This is a genomic window from Streptomyces sp. MRC013, assembly GCF_023614235.1.
Lineage (GTDB): Bacteria > Actinomycetota > Actinomycetes > Streptomycetales > Streptomycetaceae > Streptomyces.
Genome location: NZ_CP094264.1, coordinates 5,259,303 through 5,279,165, shown reverse-complemented (window position 1 = coordinate 5,279,165; position 19,863 = coordinate 5,259,303). Strand labels below are relative to the sequence as shown.

General features: G+C 74.6%; 14 protein-coding genes and 1 pseudogene. 12 read left to right on the top strand and 3 right to left on the bottom strand.

Annotation, left to right across the window (positions count from 1 at the left end):
• The first annotated feature begins 72 nt into the window (after nucleotides 1-72).
• The 9 genes and pseudogenes from LUW75_RS23975 to LUW75_RS23935 all read left to right on the top strand — a co-directional run bounded on the left by LUW75_RS23975 (nucleotide 73) and on the right by LUW75_RS23935 (nucleotide 13,224).
• On the top strand, nucleotides 73-3,888 hold the full coding sequence (locus LUW75_RS23975) for a non-ribosomal peptide synthetase (RefSeq protein WP_250337467.1): 3,816 nt from the start codon (nucleotides 73-75) through the stop codon (nucleotides 3,886-3,888).
• Nucleotides 3,885-5,177, top strand: coding sequence for an ATP-grasp domain-containing protein (locus LUW75_RS23970; protein WP_250337466.1), 1,293 nt, complete (start codon nucleotides 3,885-3,887; stop codon nucleotides 5,175-5,177). Before LUW75_RS23975 ends, LUW75_RS23970 begins: the two co-directional genes overlap by 4 nt.
• 5 nt (nucleotides 5,178-5,182) lie before the next feature.
• Entirely contained in the window at nucleotides 5,183-6,121 is a 939-nt protein-coding gene (locus LUW75_RS23965) for a U32 family peptidase (protein WP_250337465.1), read from the top strand.
• Nucleotides 6,122-6,124: 3 nt separating this feature from the next.
• Nucleotides 6,125-7,933 (top strand): asparagine synthase (glutamine-hydrolyzing), encoded by a 1,809-nt coding sequence (gene asnB / locus LUW75_RS23960; protein ID WP_250337464.1) that lies wholly within the window; start codon nucleotides 6,125-6,127, stop codon nucleotides 7,931-7,933.
• A gap of 30 nt (nucleotides 7,934-7,963) precedes the next feature.
• A complete protein-coding gene (locus tag LUW75_RS23955) occupies nucleotides 7,964-8,794 on the top strand; it encodes a hypothetical protein (RefSeq protein ID WP_250337463.1) in 831 nt (276 codons plus the stop codon).
• A 9-nt stretch (nucleotides 8,795-8,803) separates the two neighbouring features.
• On the top strand, nucleotides 8,804-9,721 hold the full coding sequence (locus LUW75_RS23950) for an aminotransferase class IV (RefSeq protein WP_250337462.1): 918 nt from the start codon (nucleotides 8,804-8,806) through the stop codon (nucleotides 9,719-9,721).
• Between the two features lie 57 nt (nucleotides 9,722-9,778).
• On the top strand, nucleotides 9,779-10,729 hold the full coding sequence (locus tag LUW75_RS23945; RefSeq protein WP_250337461.1) for an AEC family transporter: 951 nt from the start codon (nucleotides 9,779-9,781) through the stop codon (nucleotides 10,727-10,729).
• 57 nt (nucleotides 10,730-10,786) lie between these two features.
• Nucleotides 10,787-11,749 carry a TauD/TfdA dioxygenase family protein gene (locus tag LUW75_RS23940; protein ID WP_250337460.1) on the top strand — a complete coding sequence of 321 codons (963 nt, stop codon included), beginning with the start codon at nucleotides 10,787-10,789 and terminating at the stop codon, nucleotides 11,747-11,749.
• A 217-nt stretch (nucleotides 11,750-11,966) separates the two neighbouring features.
• A pseudogene (locus LUW75_RS23935) lies at nucleotides 11,967-13,224 on the top strand (PP2C family protein-serine/threonine phosphatase).
• Between the two features lie 68 nt (nucleotides 13,225-13,292).
• Here LUW75_RS23935 and LUW75_RS23930 read toward each other — a convergent pair.
• A complete protein-coding gene (locus LUW75_RS23930; protein ID WP_250337459.1) occupies nucleotides 13,293-13,682 on the bottom strand; it encodes a thiol-disulfide oxidoreductase DCC family protein in 390 nt (129 codons plus the stop codon).
• Between the two features lie 300 nt (nucleotides 13,683-13,982).
• On the opposite strand from LUW75_RS23930, the gene wrbA reads away from it, so the two are divergent.
• Nucleotides 13,983-14,585 (top strand): NAD(P)H:quinone oxidoreductase, encoded by a 603-nt coding sequence (wrbA, locus tag LUW75_RS23925; RefSeq protein WP_250337782.1) that lies wholly within the window; start codon nucleotides 13,983-13,985, stop codon nucleotides 14,583-14,585.
• 250 nt (nucleotides 14,586-14,835) lie between these two features.
• Here wrbA and LUW75_RS23920 read toward each other — a convergent pair whose 3' ends face one another.
• Nucleotides 14,836-15,462, bottom strand: a complete 627-nt coding sequence (locus LUW75_RS23920) for an ATP-binding protein (RefSeq protein ID WP_250337458.1) — start codon at nucleotides 15,460-15,462, stop codon at nucleotides 14,836-14,838.
• A gap of 475 nt (nucleotides 15,463-15,937) precedes the next feature.
• Here LUW75_RS23920 and LUW75_RS23915 point away from each other — a divergent pair, with 475 nt between their 5' ends.
• On the top strand, nucleotides 15,938-16,210 hold the full coding sequence (locus tag LUW75_RS23915) for a hypothetical protein (protein ID WP_250337457.1): 273 nt from the start codon (nucleotides 15,938-15,940) through the stop codon (nucleotides 16,208-16,210).
• 1,046 nt (nucleotides 16,211-17,256) lie between these two features.
• Nucleotides 17,257-18,738: a serine/threonine protein kinase gene (locus LUW75_RS23910; protein ID WP_250337456.1), complete on the top strand. Its 1,482-nt coding sequence runs from the start codon at nucleotides 17,257-17,259 to the stop codon at nucleotides 18,736-18,738.
• Between the two features lie 65 nt (nucleotides 18,739-18,803).
• On the opposite strand, the gene LUW75_RS23905 is transcribed toward LUW75_RS23910, so the two are convergent.
• Nucleotides 18,804-19,535, bottom strand: a complete 732-nt coding sequence (locus tag LUW75_RS23905) for a hypothetical protein (RefSeq protein ID WP_250337455.1) — start codon at nucleotides 19,533-19,535, stop codon at nucleotides 18,804-18,806.
• Nucleotides 19,536-19,863 lie beyond the last annotated feature (328 nt).

The following is a 19,863-nucleotide window of genomic DNA, read 5'->3' as shown; positions in this document are numbered from 1 at the left end:
GATTCGACATGCCCGTACGGCGGTGCTCCGGCATCCGGCGCGGCAGACGAAGGAAAATCGGCGAGGGGATTCATGACCGTGGACGACATCTCTGCCGTCTCATCCACCGGAGAAGGGGCGGGCGCGGCACCGTCGTTGCAACTGCCCGTCGAGGACACCGCCGGCGGTGCCGCAGCGGGGGCGGCGACGGGCACGTACGTCTGGTCCGTCGACGGGCCGGGCCCGCAGGCGGCGCTCGACCCCTCGGACCTCTTCTCCGCCGCGTTCACGGTGCTCGTGCACCGCTACAGCGGCCAGCAGGACATCGCCCTGGCGCGTGCCGGAGGGGCCGGCGGCGCACCCGTCGACCGGCCGGTCGCCGTGCGCTCGCACCTCGCGGAGGACGTCGCCTTCTCCGCGCTGGCGTCCGGCCTGGGCGCCCGGTACCGCGAGGCCGCCCGCACCGCCGCGCCCGGCGTCCCGGCCGACCTCGGCACGGGCCTGCGCGCCGGGTACGTCGAGGACGACGGCACCGGGGCCGTCCCCGGTGGATTCGCCCTCCTCCTCGTGGCCCGGCCCACCGCGGCCGGGGCCCGGTTCGCCCTCCACCACGACCCGGCGCTCTTCTCCGACGCCCTGGTCGCCCGGATGGCCGCCAACCTCTCCGCCCTCCTCGGGGACGCCGCCCGCCGCCCCGACGCGCCCGTCGGCGACCTCACCGTGCTGTCGGAGGCCGAGGAGCGCCGTCTGACGTCCGGCGTCAGCGGCACCGCGCGGCCGTACGCCTCCGACACCCCCCTGCACGCCCTCGTCGAGGCGCAGGCCGCCCGCACGCCGGACGCCCCGGCGGTCGAGTGGCGGGGCACCGTGCTGACCTACCGCCGGCTCGACGAGCACGCCAACCGGCTGGCGAGGGCCCTCGCCGCGGGCGGGATCCGCCCCGGCTCCCGCGTCGGCCTCTCCCTGGCCCGCACCCACCGCAGCGTCGCCCTGCTGCTCGCCGTCCACAAGGCGGGCTGCGCCTACGTCCCCCTCGACCCGGCCTACCCCGCCGACCGCCTGAGGGCGATCGCCGCGACGGCGGACATGGCCGCCGTCGTGCACGACGGCGACTCCGCACCGGACTGGCTCGCCGGCCTGCCGGCGACCGCCGTCCCCTTCGGGGAGCTGTGGGAGAAGGCGGCCGCCGAGGACGGCCGTTCCCCGGGCCTCGCGGTCGACCCGGCCGCCACCGCGCACCTCATCTACACCTCCGGTTCGACCGGCCTGCCCAAGGGCGTGGTGATCAGCCACCGCAACGTGACCGCGCTCCTCGCCTGGGCGGAGGACGCCTACGCCCCCGCCGAGCTGGCCCGTGTCCTGTTCTCCACCTCCCTCAACTTCGACCTGTCGGTGTACGAGCTGTGGGCCCCGCTCACCCGCGGAGGGTGCGTGGTGGTCGTCGACAACGTCCTCGCGCTCACCGAGGACGAGGACCTGCGCCCGACCCTCGTCAACACCGTGCCCAGCGCCCTGAACGTACTGCTGCAGCGCGCGGCCGTGCCGGAGACGACCCGCGTGCTGAACGTGGCGGGCGAGCCGCTGTCCAAGGAGCTCGTCAACGCCGCCTTCGACAGGACCCGGGTCGAGCGGCTCCACAACCTCTACGGCCCCTCCGAGGACACCACGTACTCCACCTGGAAGTGCTTCACCGGCCCCACGGCCACCGCACCCACCATCGGCGTGCCGATCCCCAACACGGTGGCGTACCTGCTGGACGCCCGCGGGTGGCTGGTGCCGTACGGCGCCACGGGCGAGCTCCACCTCGGCGGTGCCGGCCTGGCCGACGGGTACATCAACGACCCCGAGCGCACCGCCGCCGCCTTCGTGCCGGCCCCGGCCCGCCTCGGCCCGGTGCCGGGGGGCCGCCTCTACCGCACCGGCGACCTGGCCCGGTGGACCGAGGACGGCGAACTCCGCTTCCTGGGCCGCCGCGACAACCAGGTGAAGGTGCGCGGCTTCCGCATCGAGCTCGGCGAGATCGAGTCCGTGCTGAGGGAGGCCGTGGGTCTGCGCGACGTGGCCGCCCTGGCCGTGCGCACCGGCGGCGACACCCGGCTGGTCTGCTACGTCGGCCTGGAGGGCGGCACCGTCTCCGCCGACGGGCTGCGCGCGCACCTGCGGGCCGCGCTGCCGCACTACATGCAGCCCTCCGCGATCGTCCTGGAGGACCGGCTGCCGCAGCTGCCCAACGGCAAGGTCGACCGCAAGGCGCTCGCCGCCCGGCCCCTGGAGCGGGTGCCCGGCGCGCCCGCCGGCCTCTCCGGCGACGACCCCGACGAACTCGCCGTCGCCCGCGTCTGGTCCGACCTCCTGGGCCTCGCGCACATCTCGTCCGACCTGGACTTCTTCTCCGTGGGCGGGCACTCGCTGCTGGCGAACCTGCTGGCGGCCCGCCTCTCGGACACGGCCGGCCGGCCCGTCCGCGTCGCCGAGGTCTACGAGCACCGCACCCTCGCCGAGCAGGCCGCGCTGCTGCGCCGGAAGCGCGCCCGGGTGCCCGCGGACGGCACCGCGGGCGGCACCGAGGCGCGGCTGCGCGCCGTCGCCGAGACGCTGCGCGAGTCGGCCCGGGGGCACGGGGTGCCGGGGGCCGGGGCGGCGGTGTTCCTCGGCGACGGGCCGGAGTACGCGTACCACGGCGTCGCGGACACGGAGACGGGGGCTGCCTACGGGCCCGCCACGCGGCAGCGCGTCACCTGCATCACCAAGCCCATGCTCGCCTTCGTCGCGCTGCGCCTGGTCGACCGGGGCCTGCTGGGGCTCGACGAGCCCCTCGACGGGCTGCTGCCGCAGGCGTTCCGCCGCCGCGGCGGGGAGACGGTCCGGGTGACCCTGCGCCAGCTGCTGTCGCACACCAGCGGCGTCGACGACTCCTACGAGGTCTGGCACGACACCGACCTGCCCGATCTCGACGCCTACATCGACACCCTGGACCGGTACGGCCAGCTCTTCGACCCGGGCGAGGTCTTCGCCTACTCGGCGGTGGGCACCTCCATCGTCGCCGCGCTGATCGAGAAGCTGCTCGGCGTGCCCTGGCGGCGCGCCGTCAACGAGCTGATGCTCGTCCCGCTCGGCATCAGGGAGATCCCCGAGTCCCTCGTCGAGGGGGGCCACTACGGGGGCGCGGTCTCCGTCGGCTACCTGTGGAACGAGCAGGCGCAGCGCTACGTGCGGCACGACCCGCCGAGGCAGACCGTCGCCGACGACGCCGCCGGCTCGTTCTCCGTCTGCCTCACCCTGGAGGAACTCGCGAACATCGCCCGGCTCGCCCTGGACGACGGCGTCGCCCCGAGCGGTGAGCGCCTGCTGTCCGCCGAACTCGCCGAGCAGATGCGCACCCCCCAGGTCCCCGTCCCCGGCCACCACTTCATGCACGCCTGGGGACTGGGGTGGCTGATGTTCGGCCCGTCCGCCTTCGGCTTCAACTCCAACGGCAGCGGCCACCACAACTTCATCCAGATCTTCCCGGAGGAACGTTCCTTCCTGCTGCTGCTCGCCAACGCCTACCCCGCGTTCGGCCTGTACGAGGACCTGCTGCGGTCCCTCACCGGCGAGGGCCTCATCCGCACCGGGCGGCCCTTCGAGATGGACCTCGACGACTGCGTGGGCCTGTACGCCTCCGACGGCTACCGCCTGAACGTCCTGCACGGCGCCGACCACCTGCGCTACGAGTACGCCGAGCGGCGGCCCGACGGCACGTGGCTCCACCTGGACGAGGGCGAGCTGGTGCTGTCCGGCGCGGGCGGCTTCAGCTCCATGTCGGAGAGGAACGTCCTCGCCGGCTCCATCTCCTTCATCCCCGTCCCCGGTACCGACGTCCCCGGATACGTCCGGATCGGCCAGCGATTCGCGAGGAGGACCCGATGACCCACCCGCAGGACCGGAGCGGCCGCCCCGACGGCCCGAAGCACGTGGTGTTCGTGACCTGGAAGGCCGGCAACGCCCCGGCGTTCGAGGCCGCCAAGAGGCTCGGCCACCACGTGACGCTCGTCCGCTCCCTGGCGATGGAGCAGTCCCAGAACGTCGACTTCGACGCCTCCCCGTACGCGCGCTTCGTCGACCGCGTCCACGTGCTGGAGGACGCCACCGACCCCGGCGCCCTGCGCGAGTGCGTGCTGGCCGTCCACGCGCGGCGGCCGATCGACGGGTTCGTGGCCACGGTCGACGCGCTCGTGGTGCCCGTCGCCCGGATCGCGGAGGAGATCGGCGTGCCGTTCACCGACGCGCGCGCCGCCGAGACCGCCAAGCAGAAGAACCGCTGCCGGGAGGTCCTGGCGGCCGCCGGGGTCGACACCACGCGGCACGCGGTCGTCGGCGGCTTCCGCGAGGCCGCCGCGTTCGCGGCCGCCACCGGGTACCCCGTCGTGGTCAAGCCCGCCCGGGGGTCGGGCAGCGAGGGCGCCCACGTGGTCGCGGACGAGGAGCGGCTCCGCGAGGTCCTCCACCGGGCCGGGGACGGGGACGCGTACGCGGCCGGCGTCCTCGTCGAGGAGTACCTGAGCGGCCGGTTCCTCTCCGCCGAGATCGGCCTGGCGCGCGGCCGGTTCCTGCGCCTGGCCGTCAGCGAGCGCTCCACCTGGCACCGGCACGAGGCGCTGGAGACCGGCACGACCATCCCGGCCGGCATCGGCGCCGACGAGCACGACCGCGTCATGGAGTTCGCCGAGGCCGTCGTGGGCGCGCTGGGCCTGCGGCTGGGCGTCTTCCACGTCGAGGTCATGCTCGGCGAGGACGGCACGCCCCGCCTCATCGAGGTCAACCCGCGGATCATGGGGTCCTGCCTGCCGAACCTGTTCACGCTCGCCGGCGGCGGCGACATCTTCGAACTCCTCGTCCGCGTCCACCTGGACGAGGAGATCGAGCCCGCCGCGCCCGCGTTCTCCCGGTACGCGACCGTCCGCTGGTTCGGCGCCGCCGAGCTCACGCCGAAACCGGCCCGCGTGCCCGACCTGGGCTGGGCGGCCGAGTACGGCGACAGCCTGCACGCGTTCACCGTCCGGTTCCCCGACGGCGACGTGCTCCTTCCCTGCCGGGGCAACCTCGGCAACTTCGGCGAGGTCCAGGTCGTACACCCCGACCGCGAGACGTCCATACGCATCGCCGAGGACATCGTCGGCCGCACGGCCGACCTACTCGGTATCGAGGTGACGAGGTGACGGCCATGACCGCGTTCTACGCCCGGACCCGGGAGCAGCTCGCCCGGATGGGACTGCCCGAGGGCGACCCGCCCTGCACCGCGGGGTCCGAGGCCGTCTTCCCCGACGGCTGCCACTTCCGCATCGAGGTGCCCACGGTCAACTCGCCGCAGGCCGCCCGGACGCTGCTGTCCGAGAGCCGCCGCCGCGGCTTCACCGTCAACCGCATCACCGAGACGCGCGGCATGTACCGGCACACCGCCCGCGAGATCGCCGACTACGTGGCCCTCGGGCAGGAGTACGGGGCGGAGATCCTGATGTCCGTCGGGCCCCGCGCCGTCCACGACGTCGGCGCGGGCGTGCAGACCCCGGAAGGCTCCCGGATCGGCTACCGGCTGCGCGGCCAGGAGCAGCTGGTGCGCGCCATCGAGGACGTCAAACGCGGCATCGACCTCGGCGTCCGCGGGTTCGTCGTCTACGACGAGGGCCTGCTGTGGGTCCTCGGCAGGCTCCGCACCGCCGGCGACCTGCCCGCCGACGTCCACCTGAAGGTCTCCGCGCACTGCGGGCAGGGCAACCCGGCCTCCGCCCAGATGCTGGAGATGCTCGGCGCGAACAGCTTCAACCCCGTGCGCGACCTGTCCATCCCGATGATCGCGGCGCTGCGCCAGGCGGTGGCGATCCCCCTGGACTGCCACGTGGACAACCCGAAGGCGTCCGGCGGTTTCATCCGCACCTACGAGGCGGCCGACATCGTGCGCGTCGCCGCGCCCGTCTACCTCAAGACCGGCAACAGCGCCCTGGACGGCCACGGGGTCAACCCCACGGCGGCGCAGCTCGACGACATCCTGCGGCAGGTCGAGATCGTCGTCGAGTTCCTCGACCGCCACCACCCCGCCGCACGTCAGAGCCCCGCCGGCCGCGCCCTGGAGCCCGCCGGCGCCGTCCCCCGAACGGAGGTGTGAGCCGTGTGCCGCGTCTACGGCTCCTTCGGCGGCGAGACCCCGCGCCGCGACGTGCTGGACCGCGTCGCGGGGGCGATGCGGTCGGGCGGCCCGGACGAGCAGACCGTACGGCTCGGGGACGGCTGGGCGCTGGGCAACAACCGCCTCGCGATCCAGGGCGTCGCCCACGGTCACCAGCCCTTCGCGCGCGACGGCCTGTGCTGCGTCTTCAACGGGGAGATCTACAACCACCGGCGGCTGCGCGCCGAACTGGCGGCCGAGGGCTACTCCTTCGAGGGCGACTGCGACGGCGACGTCCTGCTCCCGCTGTACGAGCTGTACGGCGACGCGTTCGTCTCCCGGCTGGAGGGCATGTACGCGGTGGCGATCGTCGACCGCCGCGAGGAGCCGTGCCTGAAGCTGTTCACCGACCACGCCGGCATGAAGTCGCTGTACTACTACCGGTCCGCCGACGGCCGGCGGTTGTGCTTCGCCTCGGAGCTGCGGGCCCTCAGCCGCTTCCCGGACTTCCCCGACGAACTCGACCCGCTCGCCGTCGACCGGTACCTCGGCGGCAGGGCCGTCTGGGGTCCGGGCACCGTCTACACCCGGGTGCACACCCTGGAGCCCGGGTCGGTGCTGCGGTTCGCCGACGGGCGGCTGTCCGTCCGCCGCACGTCGCTGGAGCCGGCGGACCCGGACTGGCCCGGGGGGACGCCGACCGTCGCGGCCGCCGCGGAGATGCTCGACGGGGTGCTGCGCGACGAGATGGCCCGCATGCTCGACGCGGACGTCCCGGTGTGCGTCATCACCAGCGGCGGGCTGGACTCCAGCTACACCACGGCGCTCGCCGCGCAGCAGGTCTCCGGCGTCGCGTCGTTCAACATCGCCTACGAGGGCGACTGGCCCGCCGACGAGCGCCACTTCGCCGCCGAGGCCGCGCGGCACTGCGGCACCAGGCACCACCAGGTGCTGCTGGACCCCGCCGGGTTCCCCGCGCTCGTCGAGCGGTTCGTCCGCCACCTCGACCAGCCCAACAACGCCCCGCACAGCCTCAGCACCTTCGCGCTGTTCGAGGCCGTGCACGAGGCCGGGTTCAAGGTGGCGCTGACCGGTGACGGCGCCGACGAGCTGTTCGCCGGGTACGCCCGCTTCGTCAAGGCCGACCGGGACGCCTCCGCCACCTGGCACCGCGCGTACCAGGGGACCATGGCCGCCGTCGGCACGACGGCCCTGCAGCGGCTCTACACCCCCGACCACCTGGCGCTCGTCGGGGCCGCCGGCGGTTTCTTCGGCGACCGCAGCGGCGACGAGCTCGACCGGCGGGTGCGCGCGGGCCGGCACGGCAAGCTGGAGACCCTGCTGCGCTACGACCAGTTCGAGCGGTTCCCCTACTACATCCTGCGCCGCGTCGACCACCTGAGCATGGCCCACTCGGTGGAGGCCCGCATCCCGTTCCTCCAGCCGGCCGTGGTGCGCCTGGCACACGCCCTGCCCGCCGCCGTCAAGGTGGCCGGGGACACGGTGAAGGCCCCGGTCGCCGAGGCGGCCCGCCGCTGGGTGCCCGAGAGCATCGTGAACCGGCCCAAGCAGCCCTTCACCCTGCCGATCACGGCGATGATCAGGCCGGGCGAGGCCCTGTACGACATGGTCGGCGACGTCCTCCTCGGCTCCGGCGCCCGCTGCCGCGACTACGTCCGGAGGGACGCCGTCCACGACCTGTTCCGCCTGCAGACCGAGAGTCCGGGCGCGCACGCCGCCGAGGCCCTCTGGTCGCTGCTGGTGCTGGAGACCTGGCTCTCCGCGCGCGACCACGAACTCCCGTCCCCGTAGGCACCCACACCACCCCAAGGAGACGCCATCATGACGCACGCCCCCGGGACCGGCCCGGCCATCACCTCGCTCCTGGCCAACGTCACCAAGGACGACATACGCCGCAACCCGTTCCCCCACGTCGTCGTCCGCGACGCGCTGCCGCAGGAGCTGTACAACGCGCTGTCGAAGTCGATGCCCACCGCCGAGTACATCGGGGGGAAGATCGGCAAGCCGATCACCTCGAACGAGCGCTACAACTACATGTCCGAGCTGATCCTCGGCGACGAGACGATGGCCCGGGTGTGGAAGGACTTCGTCACCTACCACGCCTCGCCCGCGTTCTACGAGGAGTTCCTCGACCTCTTCCAGGAGGACCTGCTGGCGAACCTGCCGGCGGCGGAGGAGACCGTCGGGCCGCTGCGCGACCTGCGCGTCGGCCGCCGCCACCGGGACGGCTTCGACACCCACGACATCCTGCTGGACTGCACGGCCGTCATCAACTCGGCCGTCACCGGCAAGCCCTCCGCCTACCGCGGGCCCCACGTCGACAAGCCGTACAAGCTCTACGGCGGCCTGTTCTACATGCGCCTGCCCGAGGACGACGCCGTCGGCGGCGACCTCGTGCTGTACCGGTACCGGACCGAGGCGCACAAGTTCTACACCAGCGCCTCGGAGTACGGCGACAACCGCTTCGACATCGACCCGCAGTACGTCGAGGAGGTCGCCACCATCCCCTACGAGGCCAACACCCTGGTGATGTACCCCATCAACCGCCTCGCCCTGCACGGCGTGTCGGTGCGCAGCCTCACCCACCACCAGCGGCGCTTCATCGCCCTCGTCGGCGACCTGCAGCACCCGCTCTTCGACCTCGCGCTCTGAGGAGGCACCGTGACACCCTTCGACCAGCGCACCGGCAGCATCTGGTACGACGGCCGCCTCGTGGAGTGGGCCGACGCGAAGCTGCACGTGCTCAGCCACGGCCTCCACTACGCGTCCAGCATCTTCGAGGGCGTCCGCGTCTACGGCGGCAGGCCCTTCATGCTGGCCGAGCACGTCGCGCGGCTGCGCACCTCGGCGCGCATCCTCGACTTCGACCTCGAGTACGACGACGGGACGCTGCACGCGGCGACCCTGGAGGTGGTGGCCGAGGCCGGCATCACCGAGGGCTACATCCGCATGAACGCCTGGCGCGGCTCCGAGATCATCCAGACCGCGGCGCTGAAGACGTCCGTGCACACCTCGGTGGCCGCCTGGGAGCTTCCGGAGGGCTACTACGCGGCGGCCGACGCGCTCGACACGGGCATCTCCCTGGTCACCGGGCGCTACCGCCGCCCGGGCCCGGAGTACGCGCCGGTCAAGAGCAAGGCGGCCGGCAACTACATGATCGGCACCGTCAGCAAGAACGAGGCGCTGCGGGCCGGCTTCGACGACGCCCTGCTGCTCGACGACGGCGGCAACTACGTCGAGGCCACCGGCGCGCACCTGTTCTTCACCAAGGACGGCGCGCTCCACACCCCGACGACCCGCTGCACCATCGACGGCATCACGCGGGCCTGCGTACTGGCGATCGCCGAACGCGAGGGCATCGCGTGCACCGTCGGGGACCTGCCGCCCGCGTTCGCCGGCGAGGCGGACGGCGCGTTCGTCTGCGGCACCGCCTGCGAGATCCTCCCCGTCTCCCGGATCGACGGGTACCGCTACGACCCGGGCGGGAACGGCGTCATCCGGAAGTTGATCACCGGATACCGGGAGATGATCGAGGGCCGCAGTGACGTGACCGTGCCGAACGTGTGGGCGCGGCGGTAACCGTCACCGTGCAGGACGAGGCCCCGCCAGGGGGGCCGTGAGAGCAGGGGTGCGTGCATGGGAGCGGTAGAGGCTCTGGAGAAACTGGCGCCGGTGGTGCTGGCCTTCGGATGCGGGGTCCTCCTCGCGAGGAGGAAGGTGGTGCCGGCCGAGAGCTCCAAGGTCTTCGCCGACTACGCCTTCCTCTTCGCCGTGCCGTGCTTCCTGTTCGGCAACATCTACCGCAGCGACCTGGCGGCCCTGTTCGACTGGAGGGCCATCGCGGGCTACGCGGCCGCGGCGGTCCTCGCGGTCGTGGCGGTGGGCGCGCTGGCGCGGGCCTTCGGGGAGCGCGACCCCCGGGGCATCGCGCTGCGCATCATGGCGGGGGTCCAGGTGAACACGGCCTACTTCGCCGTGCCGGTGTTCATCATGCTGTTCGGGAACGCGGCCCCGATCTTCCCGGTGCTGCTCTTCCAGGTCTGCGTCCTGTCGCTCGTCGTCATCTCCATCATGGAACTGGGCCGACCGGACCGGACCGGCGGGCCGGGCAGGCGGCTCACGACGGCCGTCACCGCCTCCCTGACGACGCCGGTCGTGATCGCCTGCAACGCCGGCATCGCGCTCAACCTGCTGCCCGTGGAACTGCCCGGAGTGGTCCTCGACGGCTTCGCGTTCGTGGGCGACAGCGCCTCACCGGTGGCGCTGTTCGCCCTCGGCCTGCACCTGGGCGGCACGGGCCTGCAGGTGCGCGGCACCACCGCGGAGGAGATCCGGCTCATCGCCTTCAAGTGCGTGGCCTTCCCCCTGCTCGCCTTCGCGGTGTGCCGCTACCTCTTCGACGTCCGGGACGAGTGGCTCCACTACCTCGTCCTGATCGCCGCGATGCCCGCGCCGCAGAACCTGTTCATCTTCGCCCAGCGCTACGACGTCGACGTCGATCTGTCCGCCGCCCTCGTCGTCAAAAGCTCGGTGGTCGCGCTGCTGCTGCTCCCGCTGTGGATGCAGTGGGTGGCGCACGCGAGCTGACCACCCCCGACGCGGGTGGTGTGACCAGTTGTGTACCCGCTTGTGAAAGGCAACGACGTGTCCCAGACCGTGGAGTTCACCCGTATCACCGTCCGGCAGGTCGCCGGCCGCATCGGAGCCGAGATCTCCGGTGTCGACCTGCGCGAGGAGCTCGACGACGCCACCGTGGCCGAGATCCGCCGGGCCGTCCTCACCCACCGCGTGGTCTTCTTCCGCGGCCAGGACATCGGCCACGCCCGGCACGTGGCCTTCGGCCGCCGCTTCGGCGCCCTCACCCGGCGCGAGGGCGGCAAGCACGGCGTCCACCCCGAGGGCCACCCGGAGATCCTCACCGTCGACCCGAAGGCCGACACCGAGCGCTACGGCGCCGACTTCGAGGAGCACTACCGCCGCAAGTGGACCTCTCCGCTCGCCGGCTGGCACAGCGACCTCACCCAGTACGTCAACCCGCCCGACATGTCCATCCTCCGCGCCGAGAAGACCCCGGCCTTCGGCGGCGACACCCAGTGGACCAACACGGTCGCGGCCTACGAGGGGCTCTCCGCCCCGCTGCGCGAGTTCGTGGGCCGGCTGACCGCCGAGCACGCCTTCTTCACCGCGGTCAACCTGCGCCACTCCGACGAACGCGACCGCGCGATCCTCAGGATCTACTGCGAGGACCCGCAGGTCGCCGTCCACCCGGTCGTCCGCGTCCACCCCGAGACCGGGGAGAAGGCCCTCTTCGTCAGCCCCGGCTCGACCACCCGCGTCACCGGGTTCACCGAGCTCGAGAGCCGCCACCTCCTGGAGCTGCTCTTCCAGCACCTGACGAGCGCCGAGTACACCGTCCGCTTCCGCTGGGAGCCCGGGAGCATCGCCTTCTGGGACAACCGCAGCACCTGCCACTTCGCCCCCACCGACTTCGCGCACCTGGACGTCGACCGCGTCATGCACCGCGTGACGGTCCTGGGCGAGCCGGCGAAGGGCCCGGACGGGTTCGTCTCGCAGGCGGTGGAGGGGGAGCCGATGCGGGCCTGGTAGGAGGGGCGCACGCCGCCCGCCCCCGTCGGCCCGCCCGCCGGGGGCCGGAGCCCTCCTCCCCGGGGCGCGACCGGGTCGGCGCGAACGTGGTCGGGAGCGGTGATCAGGGGTAGTCGTGACGGGTGGACACGGGTGTGCCCGCCGGGACGCACCCGGATCCTGCCGGGAGGGTGATGTGGTTTCGTCCGGAGCGGACAGGGATGCGGGCGGGTGGCGGATGCTGTCGGGCCTGCTGGCGGACAGCCATCTGATGCCGCTGGAGGCACTGCCGACCAGAATCCGCGAGAACGCCGCGGGGGCGGGATTCCCCCGGGTGCTGATCTACCTGTGCGACCTGCAACGGCGGGTGCTGCGGCTGCTGCCCGGGGAAGGCGCGGGCACCGAGGGCCGGCGGGGGCGGCTGCCCGTCCGGGGCACGGTGGCGGGCAGGGCCTTCCAGTACGGGCGGATCCTGCCCGCCGGACCCGCCGGAGCGGGGGGCCGCGACTGGTGGGTACCGGTGCTGGACGGCACCGAGCGCATGGGCGTGCTGCGGGTCACCGCGGTCCACGACGACGACCGGGCGCGGGAGGCCATGGAGCGGCTGGCCTCGCTGATCGCGCTGATCCTCCACAGCAGGCGGGAGAGCAGCGACCTCCTGGCCCGGCTGGAGCGGGTCGAGCCGCTGAACGTCGCCGCGGAGATGCAGTGGAAGCTGATGCCGCCGCGCGTCTACGCCGACGGGCGGGTGGTGATCGCCGGGGCGCTGGAGCCGGCGTACCGGATCAGCGGCGACGCCTTCGACTACGCCACCGACGGCCCGGTCGTCCACCTGTCGGTCTTCGACGCGATGGGGCACGACACGGCCGCCGGCCTGTCCGCCGCCCTCGCCGTCGGTGCCTGCCGCAACACCCGGCGCCAGGGGGGCGGCCTGGTCGCCTGCGGCGAGGCCGTCGAGGCGGAGCTGATCGAGCAGTACGACCAGCGGCGCTACGTCACCGGGATCCTGGCCGCCCTGGACACCCGCACGGGGGGTGCTGTCGTGGGTCAACCGCGGCCACCACCCGCCGGTGATCATCCGGGACGGGCGGTGGGTCGCCCACCCGCAGTGCCCTCCCGCCCATCCGATGGGCACCGGTCTGGGGCTGGAGAGCCGGGTGTGCCGCGAGCAGCTGCAGCCCGGCGACCGCGTCGTGCTGTACACCGACGGCATCGTCGAGGCCGGCGGCGCGGGCGGCCCCCGGTTCGGCATCGAACGCTTCACCGACCTCCTCATCCGCCACCACGCCGACGGCCTGTCCGTCCCGGAGACCCTGCGCCGTGTGGTCCACGCGGTGCTCGAGTACCACGGCGACCGGCTCCAGGACGACGCCACCGTGCTGTTCTGCCAGTGGCTCGGCCCCGACCCCTCCCCCACCGGGGAGGCGGCCGACCTGGGCGGGGTGCCCGAGACCGGCCGCCCCGCCGAGGCCCGGCGGAACGGGGGCGCTCCGTGACCGGGCGGCCTGCGCCCGGTCCCCGTGGGGGCCCGAGGTCCGCTCCCCCGCCTCCGCGGGGGGCCGGACTACCCGTCCGTGCCGCGCCGGGCCGGCAGCGCGCACGCCGCCGTGCCGCCCGGCATCCGGTGGCGGTTGTCGGCGACGAGCCGGTAGACGCCGTGGGCGGCCCACCGTACGAGGGGCAGGGTCAGCACCGCCCCCAGGACCGGCCATCCCCCGGGTGAGCCCAGAAGGAGTTTGGCGACGGCCCGGGATCCGCCGTACACCGTCCCGGCCGGGGTGACCCACAGGACCTCGTGCTCGGCGCGCCGCCGTGTCACGCCGAGCTCCTCCAGGTCCGCGAACTGCCACGGCGTCGCCGTGCAGCGGGGGCGGACGTACCGCTCGGCGAACCTCACCGAGGTGCTGCAGAAACCGCAGTCTCCGTCGTAGACGAGCACGGGCCGAGTCCGCATGGTCCCCTCTTCCCTCTTCTCCCTCATCCTGCCGCCGCGGGCCGACGCCACCGACGTTACCGGATGCCCGCCGACCGCCGACGCGGACGGAGCCGCCCCGGTGCCGCGGAGGGCCGGCCCCTCCTCCGGTGCCGGTGGAGACCGGCCCGGCCCGGCCCGCCCGGGTCGGACCACCGGGCGCCCGTACACCGGCGCCACGGCGCAGATGCGTCCGATCGGCGGTCGTTCGGCGGTAACCGTGAGAGTCGTCCCGGCATGGGCACCCATGGATCGTAAAGACCGATGCTCGAGGAGCAGCTGATGGGTGTTCGAGTCGCTGTCGTCTACTACAGCGCCACGGGAAACGTACACGCGCTCGCCGAGGCCGTGGCCGAGGGAGCCGAGGGCGCGGGTGCCGAAGTCAGGCTGCGGCGGGTGGCCGAACTCGCGCCCGACAAGGCCATCGACGGCAACCCCGCCTGGCGGGCGCACGTGGACGCCACGAAGGACCGGGTGGCCGAGGCGACGCTCGAGGATCTCGAGTGGGCCACCGCCTACGCCTTCGGCACACCCACGCGCTACGGCAACGTCACCGCCCAGCTCAAGCAGTTCATCGACCTCACCGGTGGGCAGTGGCAGGCCGGCGTGTTCCACAACAAGCCCGTGACCAGCTTCACCTCGGCGATGAACCGGCACGGCGGCCAGGAGTCGACGATCCTCTCCCTGAACAACGTGTTCTACCACTGGGGCTGCGTCATCGTCCCGCCCGGCTACACCGACCCCCTGCTCTTCGCCGCCGGCGGCAACCCCTACGGCACCAGCTGGCCCAGCGGCGGCGGCGAGGGGCCGGACGGGGCGACCCTCGAAGCGGCGCGCTACCAGGGCCGCCATCTGGCGGACATCGCGGGCCGCCTGCAGGGCTGAGCGCCGCCCGGGGCCGGCCGCCGCCGCAGCGGTGACGGCCGGGCAGGCTCTCCGCCCAGCCGGCGCTCGCGATGCTGCGGGCGGCCGCCGACGAGAAGCGGCCGGCCCCGGACGCCACCGGCCTCACCGGGGCCTCCTCCGCGGGGGCCCGGGAGCCCCGCACCGGGACGCGCCGGAAGCGCCACGTCCTCGCCGCCGCCGTCGGGGCGGAGCCCTCCGGCGCGGGCGGGGGCGGGAGCGGCCGGAAGGGTCAGCCGGCACGCCGGTCGTCGACCTCGACGGACAGGTGCCGCCAGGACGTGGCGTACCGGACGAGCTCGTCCCCCGTCGGCGTGCCCGCCGCACGCACGGGTTCGGCCGGGCGGAAGCGGACGACCGTCCCGGTCGTGCCGTCGCCGGCGACAGGTTCCAGGCCGGTCACGGGGACGCCGTGCTCGTACCGCTGGGTCCAGGCCCCGTCCCGGCGGCGGTTGGTGTGGAGGAGCCACTCGCTGAGCGCCGCGACGACGGACATGCCCCGGCGCGGGCGGCCGTCGGGGAGCGACCGCGCGTCGGGGTGGTCGAAGAACCGGAGGTCCTTCGACGCCATGATCGGCTTCCGCACGATCCGGCCGTGCTCGTCGAGGCGGGTGTCGGTCCCCCGCCCGTCGTCGGCCACGGACACCGAACCGTCGGGGTGGAGCGTGACGGTGCAGCGTCCGCCGCCGTTGGACTCCGCCTCGTCGGCCGCGTAGGCGACGACTTCGAGGATCAGGTGCCGGACCCCGCCGGGGGCGAACGCGGCCGGATCCCGGCGGACACCGGCGAGGTGGTCGAAGTCCACCCCGCTCGCCCAGTCGTGCGTGGTGTTGCGCCACGATGCCCTCGGGGTGTTCACCGGTCCAGTATGCCTGCCGACTCGCGGCGGGGTCCGTACGGTGCCGGGGCGGTGCGGGGCCGCCGGGAACGCGGTGGGCCCGGACGGGAGGCGTCGGCGCCGGCCCTCGGCACGGGGCCTTGCCGGCGGGGCCACGGGGCCGTCGGTCGCGCCGGCCCGCGCGGGGCGGCGGCCGCCGGTACCGTCCGCCGTGTGCGGTTCCGCTCCACGCGGGCCCCTTCCACGGCGGGGCGGCGGTACCGGGAGGGGGCTGCGCGCGGGGCGCTCGGGAGGGGGAAGGGCACCGGCGCTACCCACTCGGAGCAATACCTTCCCGGACGGCGCTTCGTTCACCGCTTGGTGGTGGGCACGGGTCGGGCGCCCTGCGGACATCGACGCCGTGACGGCGAAGAGGTCCGTGCACCCTGACCGGTGGTCGACTGCGCGGCTCCCCATCGGCGCACCCAAGGAAAAGTTCTCGAAGGGCAAGACAACCATGAAGTTCAGGAACACCCTGGCCTGCACGTTCGCCGCTCTGGCCGTTGCCGGCGGTGCCGCCGGGACCGCCCAGGCGGCCGACGACGACACGAAGAAGTTCGACAACGGCAGCCAGGTCGTCAGCTGCGACGTCATCGAGGTCCTCGACCAGCCGAACCTCTCCTCCGCCGACAACAACATCGACTGCTCCGAGAACGTCAAGGAGGAGGAGACCCAGTTGGTGCACGTGGTGAACGACATGCTCTTCCCCCGCCACCACGAGCACCGCTGACCGTGCGGCCCGCTCCCCTCCACCGGCCCGGAACGCCCCCGGCCGCTCCGCCGGGGGCGCGACGGGCGTGTGGGGCCCCGCAACGGTAGGCGACGGCACGGGGCCGGCGCGGTGGACCGGGGAAGGGCCGCCGGCGAGGAGGGGGGCCGCCGGTTCCGGCGGATTCGGTCCGGCTGCCCGCTCCACGGGCACGGGCACCGCCGGCAGCCGTACGGTCTTCCACCCGTCGGCCCCCGGGTCCGCCCGCTCCGGCGGACGGCCCGCCCGCACACCGGTGGTGGGGCCGGGTTCCGGACACTCCCGGGGCGGCGTCCCCGGCTCCGGCCCGCTGCCGTGACGCACCGCCTCGACCTGCGGCCGTTCGCGGGCGGGAGTCCGCCCGGGTGAGTCCGTGCACGCTCGTCGAGGCCGCACCCGCCGCCCCTCGGAACCGCTCGGTGACCGCCTCCGTCACCGGGGCGCCGCCCTCTCACGGGTTTGCGCGCCCCGGTGGCGGAGGCGGTTCCGTTTCCGGGCTCCCGACCGCACCCGCACCGCGTCCGACGACGCCCGTTCGGCGCCCGGTGCCGCCGGTCCCGGTCCGGCGGGGCGAGCACGGCCGGTGGTGCGCACACCCCGCCGGGCGGTACCGGTGGGCAGGTGGCCGGGGCGCGGCGGTGGCCGGCCGTCCGCGTACCGGGGCCGCACCGGGCGGGCCGGTCCTGCCGCGCTCGAGCAGCGCCCCGAGCGCGCAGAGCACGTGGAGTGCGCGGGGCAGGAGCGCGTCCGCGCTTCGGCGGCGGGATGTTCCGCCGTCCTCCGGGTACGGGCGGCCGGACGGCGGCGTCCCGCGCCCCACCGGTTCGGGATTGCCCGCCGGGTCGGCGGATGCCCGCGGACTCAGGGGGCACGCGTAATCCGTGCTCGCACACGGACGGGCCTGCGGCCGGGCGGCCCGACGACGGGGCCGCCGGGAGGCGGGGGCCGGACACGGACCGGACATGCCGGGACGACGGCGGGTGGGCGGGCGGACGACGGCAGGTGACGGCAGAGCGCAGGGAGCACAGATGAAGGTCCGCCCGTGGTCGACCCCACCGGACTGGCGGCTCACGGCCCACGTGGTCGCCGGCCGCTACCGCCTCGACGAACTGCTCGGACACGGGGGAACGGCCGAGGTGTACCAAGGGCTGGACCTGCGGCTGCGGCGGCCGGTGGCGGTCAAGGTCTTCCGTCCCGACGGCGACGGCCAACCGGAGGAGCGTTTCGCCGACGAAGGCCGTCTGCTGGCCCAGCTCCAGCACCCCGGTCTGGTGACCGTGTACGACTCGGGCCAGGAGGACGGCCGGCCCTATCTGGTGATGCAGCTCGTCGAGGGGACGACGCTGCGCCGGCGCATCGCCGCGGGCCCCCTGGATCCCGCCGAGGTCCGCCGCATCGGGGCCGCGCTGACCTCGGCGCTGGCACACGTGCACGCGGCTCACGTCGTCCACCGCGACGTCAAGCCCTCCAACATCCTCCTGGACGGGTCGGGCGCCCCGTACCTGACCGACTTCGGCATCTCCCGGCTGCTCGACTCCACCACCCGCACCGCCGCCGGCGCGCTGGTGGGGACCGCGGCGTACGTGGCGCCCGAGCAGGTGCTCGGGCGCGGGGCCGGTCCGGCCGCGGACGTCTACGGCCTGGGCCTGGTCCTCCTGGAGTGCCTGAAGGGCGAGGTGGAGTACCCGGGCGTCCCCCTGGAGGCCGCCGTCGCGCGGCTGCACCGGCCCCCGGTCGTCCCGCCGGACCTGCCGGGCGACCTCGCCGAACTGGTGGCGGCCATGACGGCGTCGGACGAGGACGACCGGCCGGACGCCGCCGCCTGTTCGCGGGCGCTGGCCGCCGTACCGCCGGACGCGCCCTCCGCGGTCCCGTCCCCCCACGGGGACGGGACCGCGGAGGGCGGGGGGAGCGGGGGGAGCGGGGAGGGGACGGGGGACGTCACGCTGCGGCCGTTCCCCGTGACCACCCTCGCCGGCGGCGGCCGGAGGGGCGGGGCGGGGACCGGCGGAAGGCCGGACGCCCGCCGTCCCGCCACCCCCGCAGGCCCCCGGCTCCGCACCGACCGCGCCGTGCTGGCGGCCGGCGCGGTGCTGACCGTTCTCGCGGTCACGCTCACCGGTTCGATCGGTGGCCAGCCCACCGAGGCGGAGGGGGCGGCCTCCCGGCCGGCGCGCCAGGCCACGGCGGAGCCGGCGCCCTCCCCGGAGCCTCTCCCCGGCCCCTCCCCCTCGCCCACCGCGCAGGCCCCCGCCCCCGAGCCGTCCGCGGCTTCCCGCGCCACCGCGGGATCGTCCGGGAAGGACCGTCCGGCCGTCGGTGACCGGCGGGCCCCCGCCTCCGCCACCCGGCCCCGGGCGGACCCCGGCCGCCCGTACGACGCGGGCGGCCGGGGCGAACGGGACGGCCAGGGGGAGCGGAACGGCCGGGACGCCGGGGGGCCGGGGCGTGAGGCGGCCGAACCGCCGCCGGGTGAGGGAAGGCCTTCCGAGGGGAAGCGGAAGGGCTGAGGAGGCGGAAGCGCCGGCGGCGGGAACGGCCCTCCGGCGGTCCCGCTCCACCGGGCGGCCACCGGTCAGGCCGCCCGGTCCCAGGTCGCCGAGAGCCCTTCCAGCCACGCGGGCGGCAGTTCGGCCGCGTCCCACTCCTCCCGCAGCGCCTCCGGTGCGGCGGCGAGCCGCTCCAGTACGGCGGGACTGGTGGGGGAGTGCAGAAGGGAGTACCGGCCGTGGACCGCGGTGGCGCTGCCCGGTCCGTACTGCGCGTATAGCCGCTCCAGGCGTACGCGGTGGGCCTCTGCGAACTCCGCCAGCCGCCCCGCGTACCCGGCCCGCTCCCCGGGGCCCATGGTCTCGAGGACGGCGGCGAGCACCTGGTCGGAGACCTCCGGATCGAGGTCGGAAGCGGTGGTGAAGGAGAGGTAGAGGGGCACGACCGCCGCCTTCGCCCGCTCCACCTCCATCCTCCCGGCCGGAGGGCGCCGGCCCGGGGAGGAGGCCGGGGGCCCGGAGGCGACGGCGCGGCGCGCGGCCCGTGCGGCGAGGTCGCCGAGTTCGTCGACGACGGCCCGGGCCCCGTCGAGCCAGCCGGACTCGTAGGGTTCGCCCTTGCCCCCCGGAGCGCTCCGGCCGCCCGCGCCGACCTCCTCGTGCGCGAGGGCGAGGGCACCGGCCTCGACGGACCCGACCAGTTCCTCCGCCTCGCCGGAGGAGATCCCGGCCCGGCCGAGGAGCTGCAGGAGCGTTCTCCTCGCGTTGAGGACGCTGACCGCGTCCAGTTGCTGCCGTCCCTCACCGGCGGCGTCCATGGGGTCCTCCTCATCGCATGGGCGGCGTGGCGCGCGTACGCGAATCGCTCCGTCCCAGAGTGCAACGGCCGGTGGCCGTGCCGGGCTTCCCGGGTGCGGCGCGCGGGCGCCCCCACTCCCCCGGCGTCGCCGGTCCGGGGCGGTCGCGGGGCTCCCGGTCGCCCGCCCGCGCGGTGGCCGCCGCCCGACGGGACGCCGGCGGCGGCCGGCGTGGCGTCAGCAGGCGGTCGCAGAGCGCGCCTTGCCGGGGCGGCCGCGACGCGCGGGGACCGCGCGGGCGCACGGCGCCGTACCGGATCCCGGGTCCGCGGAGGGAACGGTCGTGCCG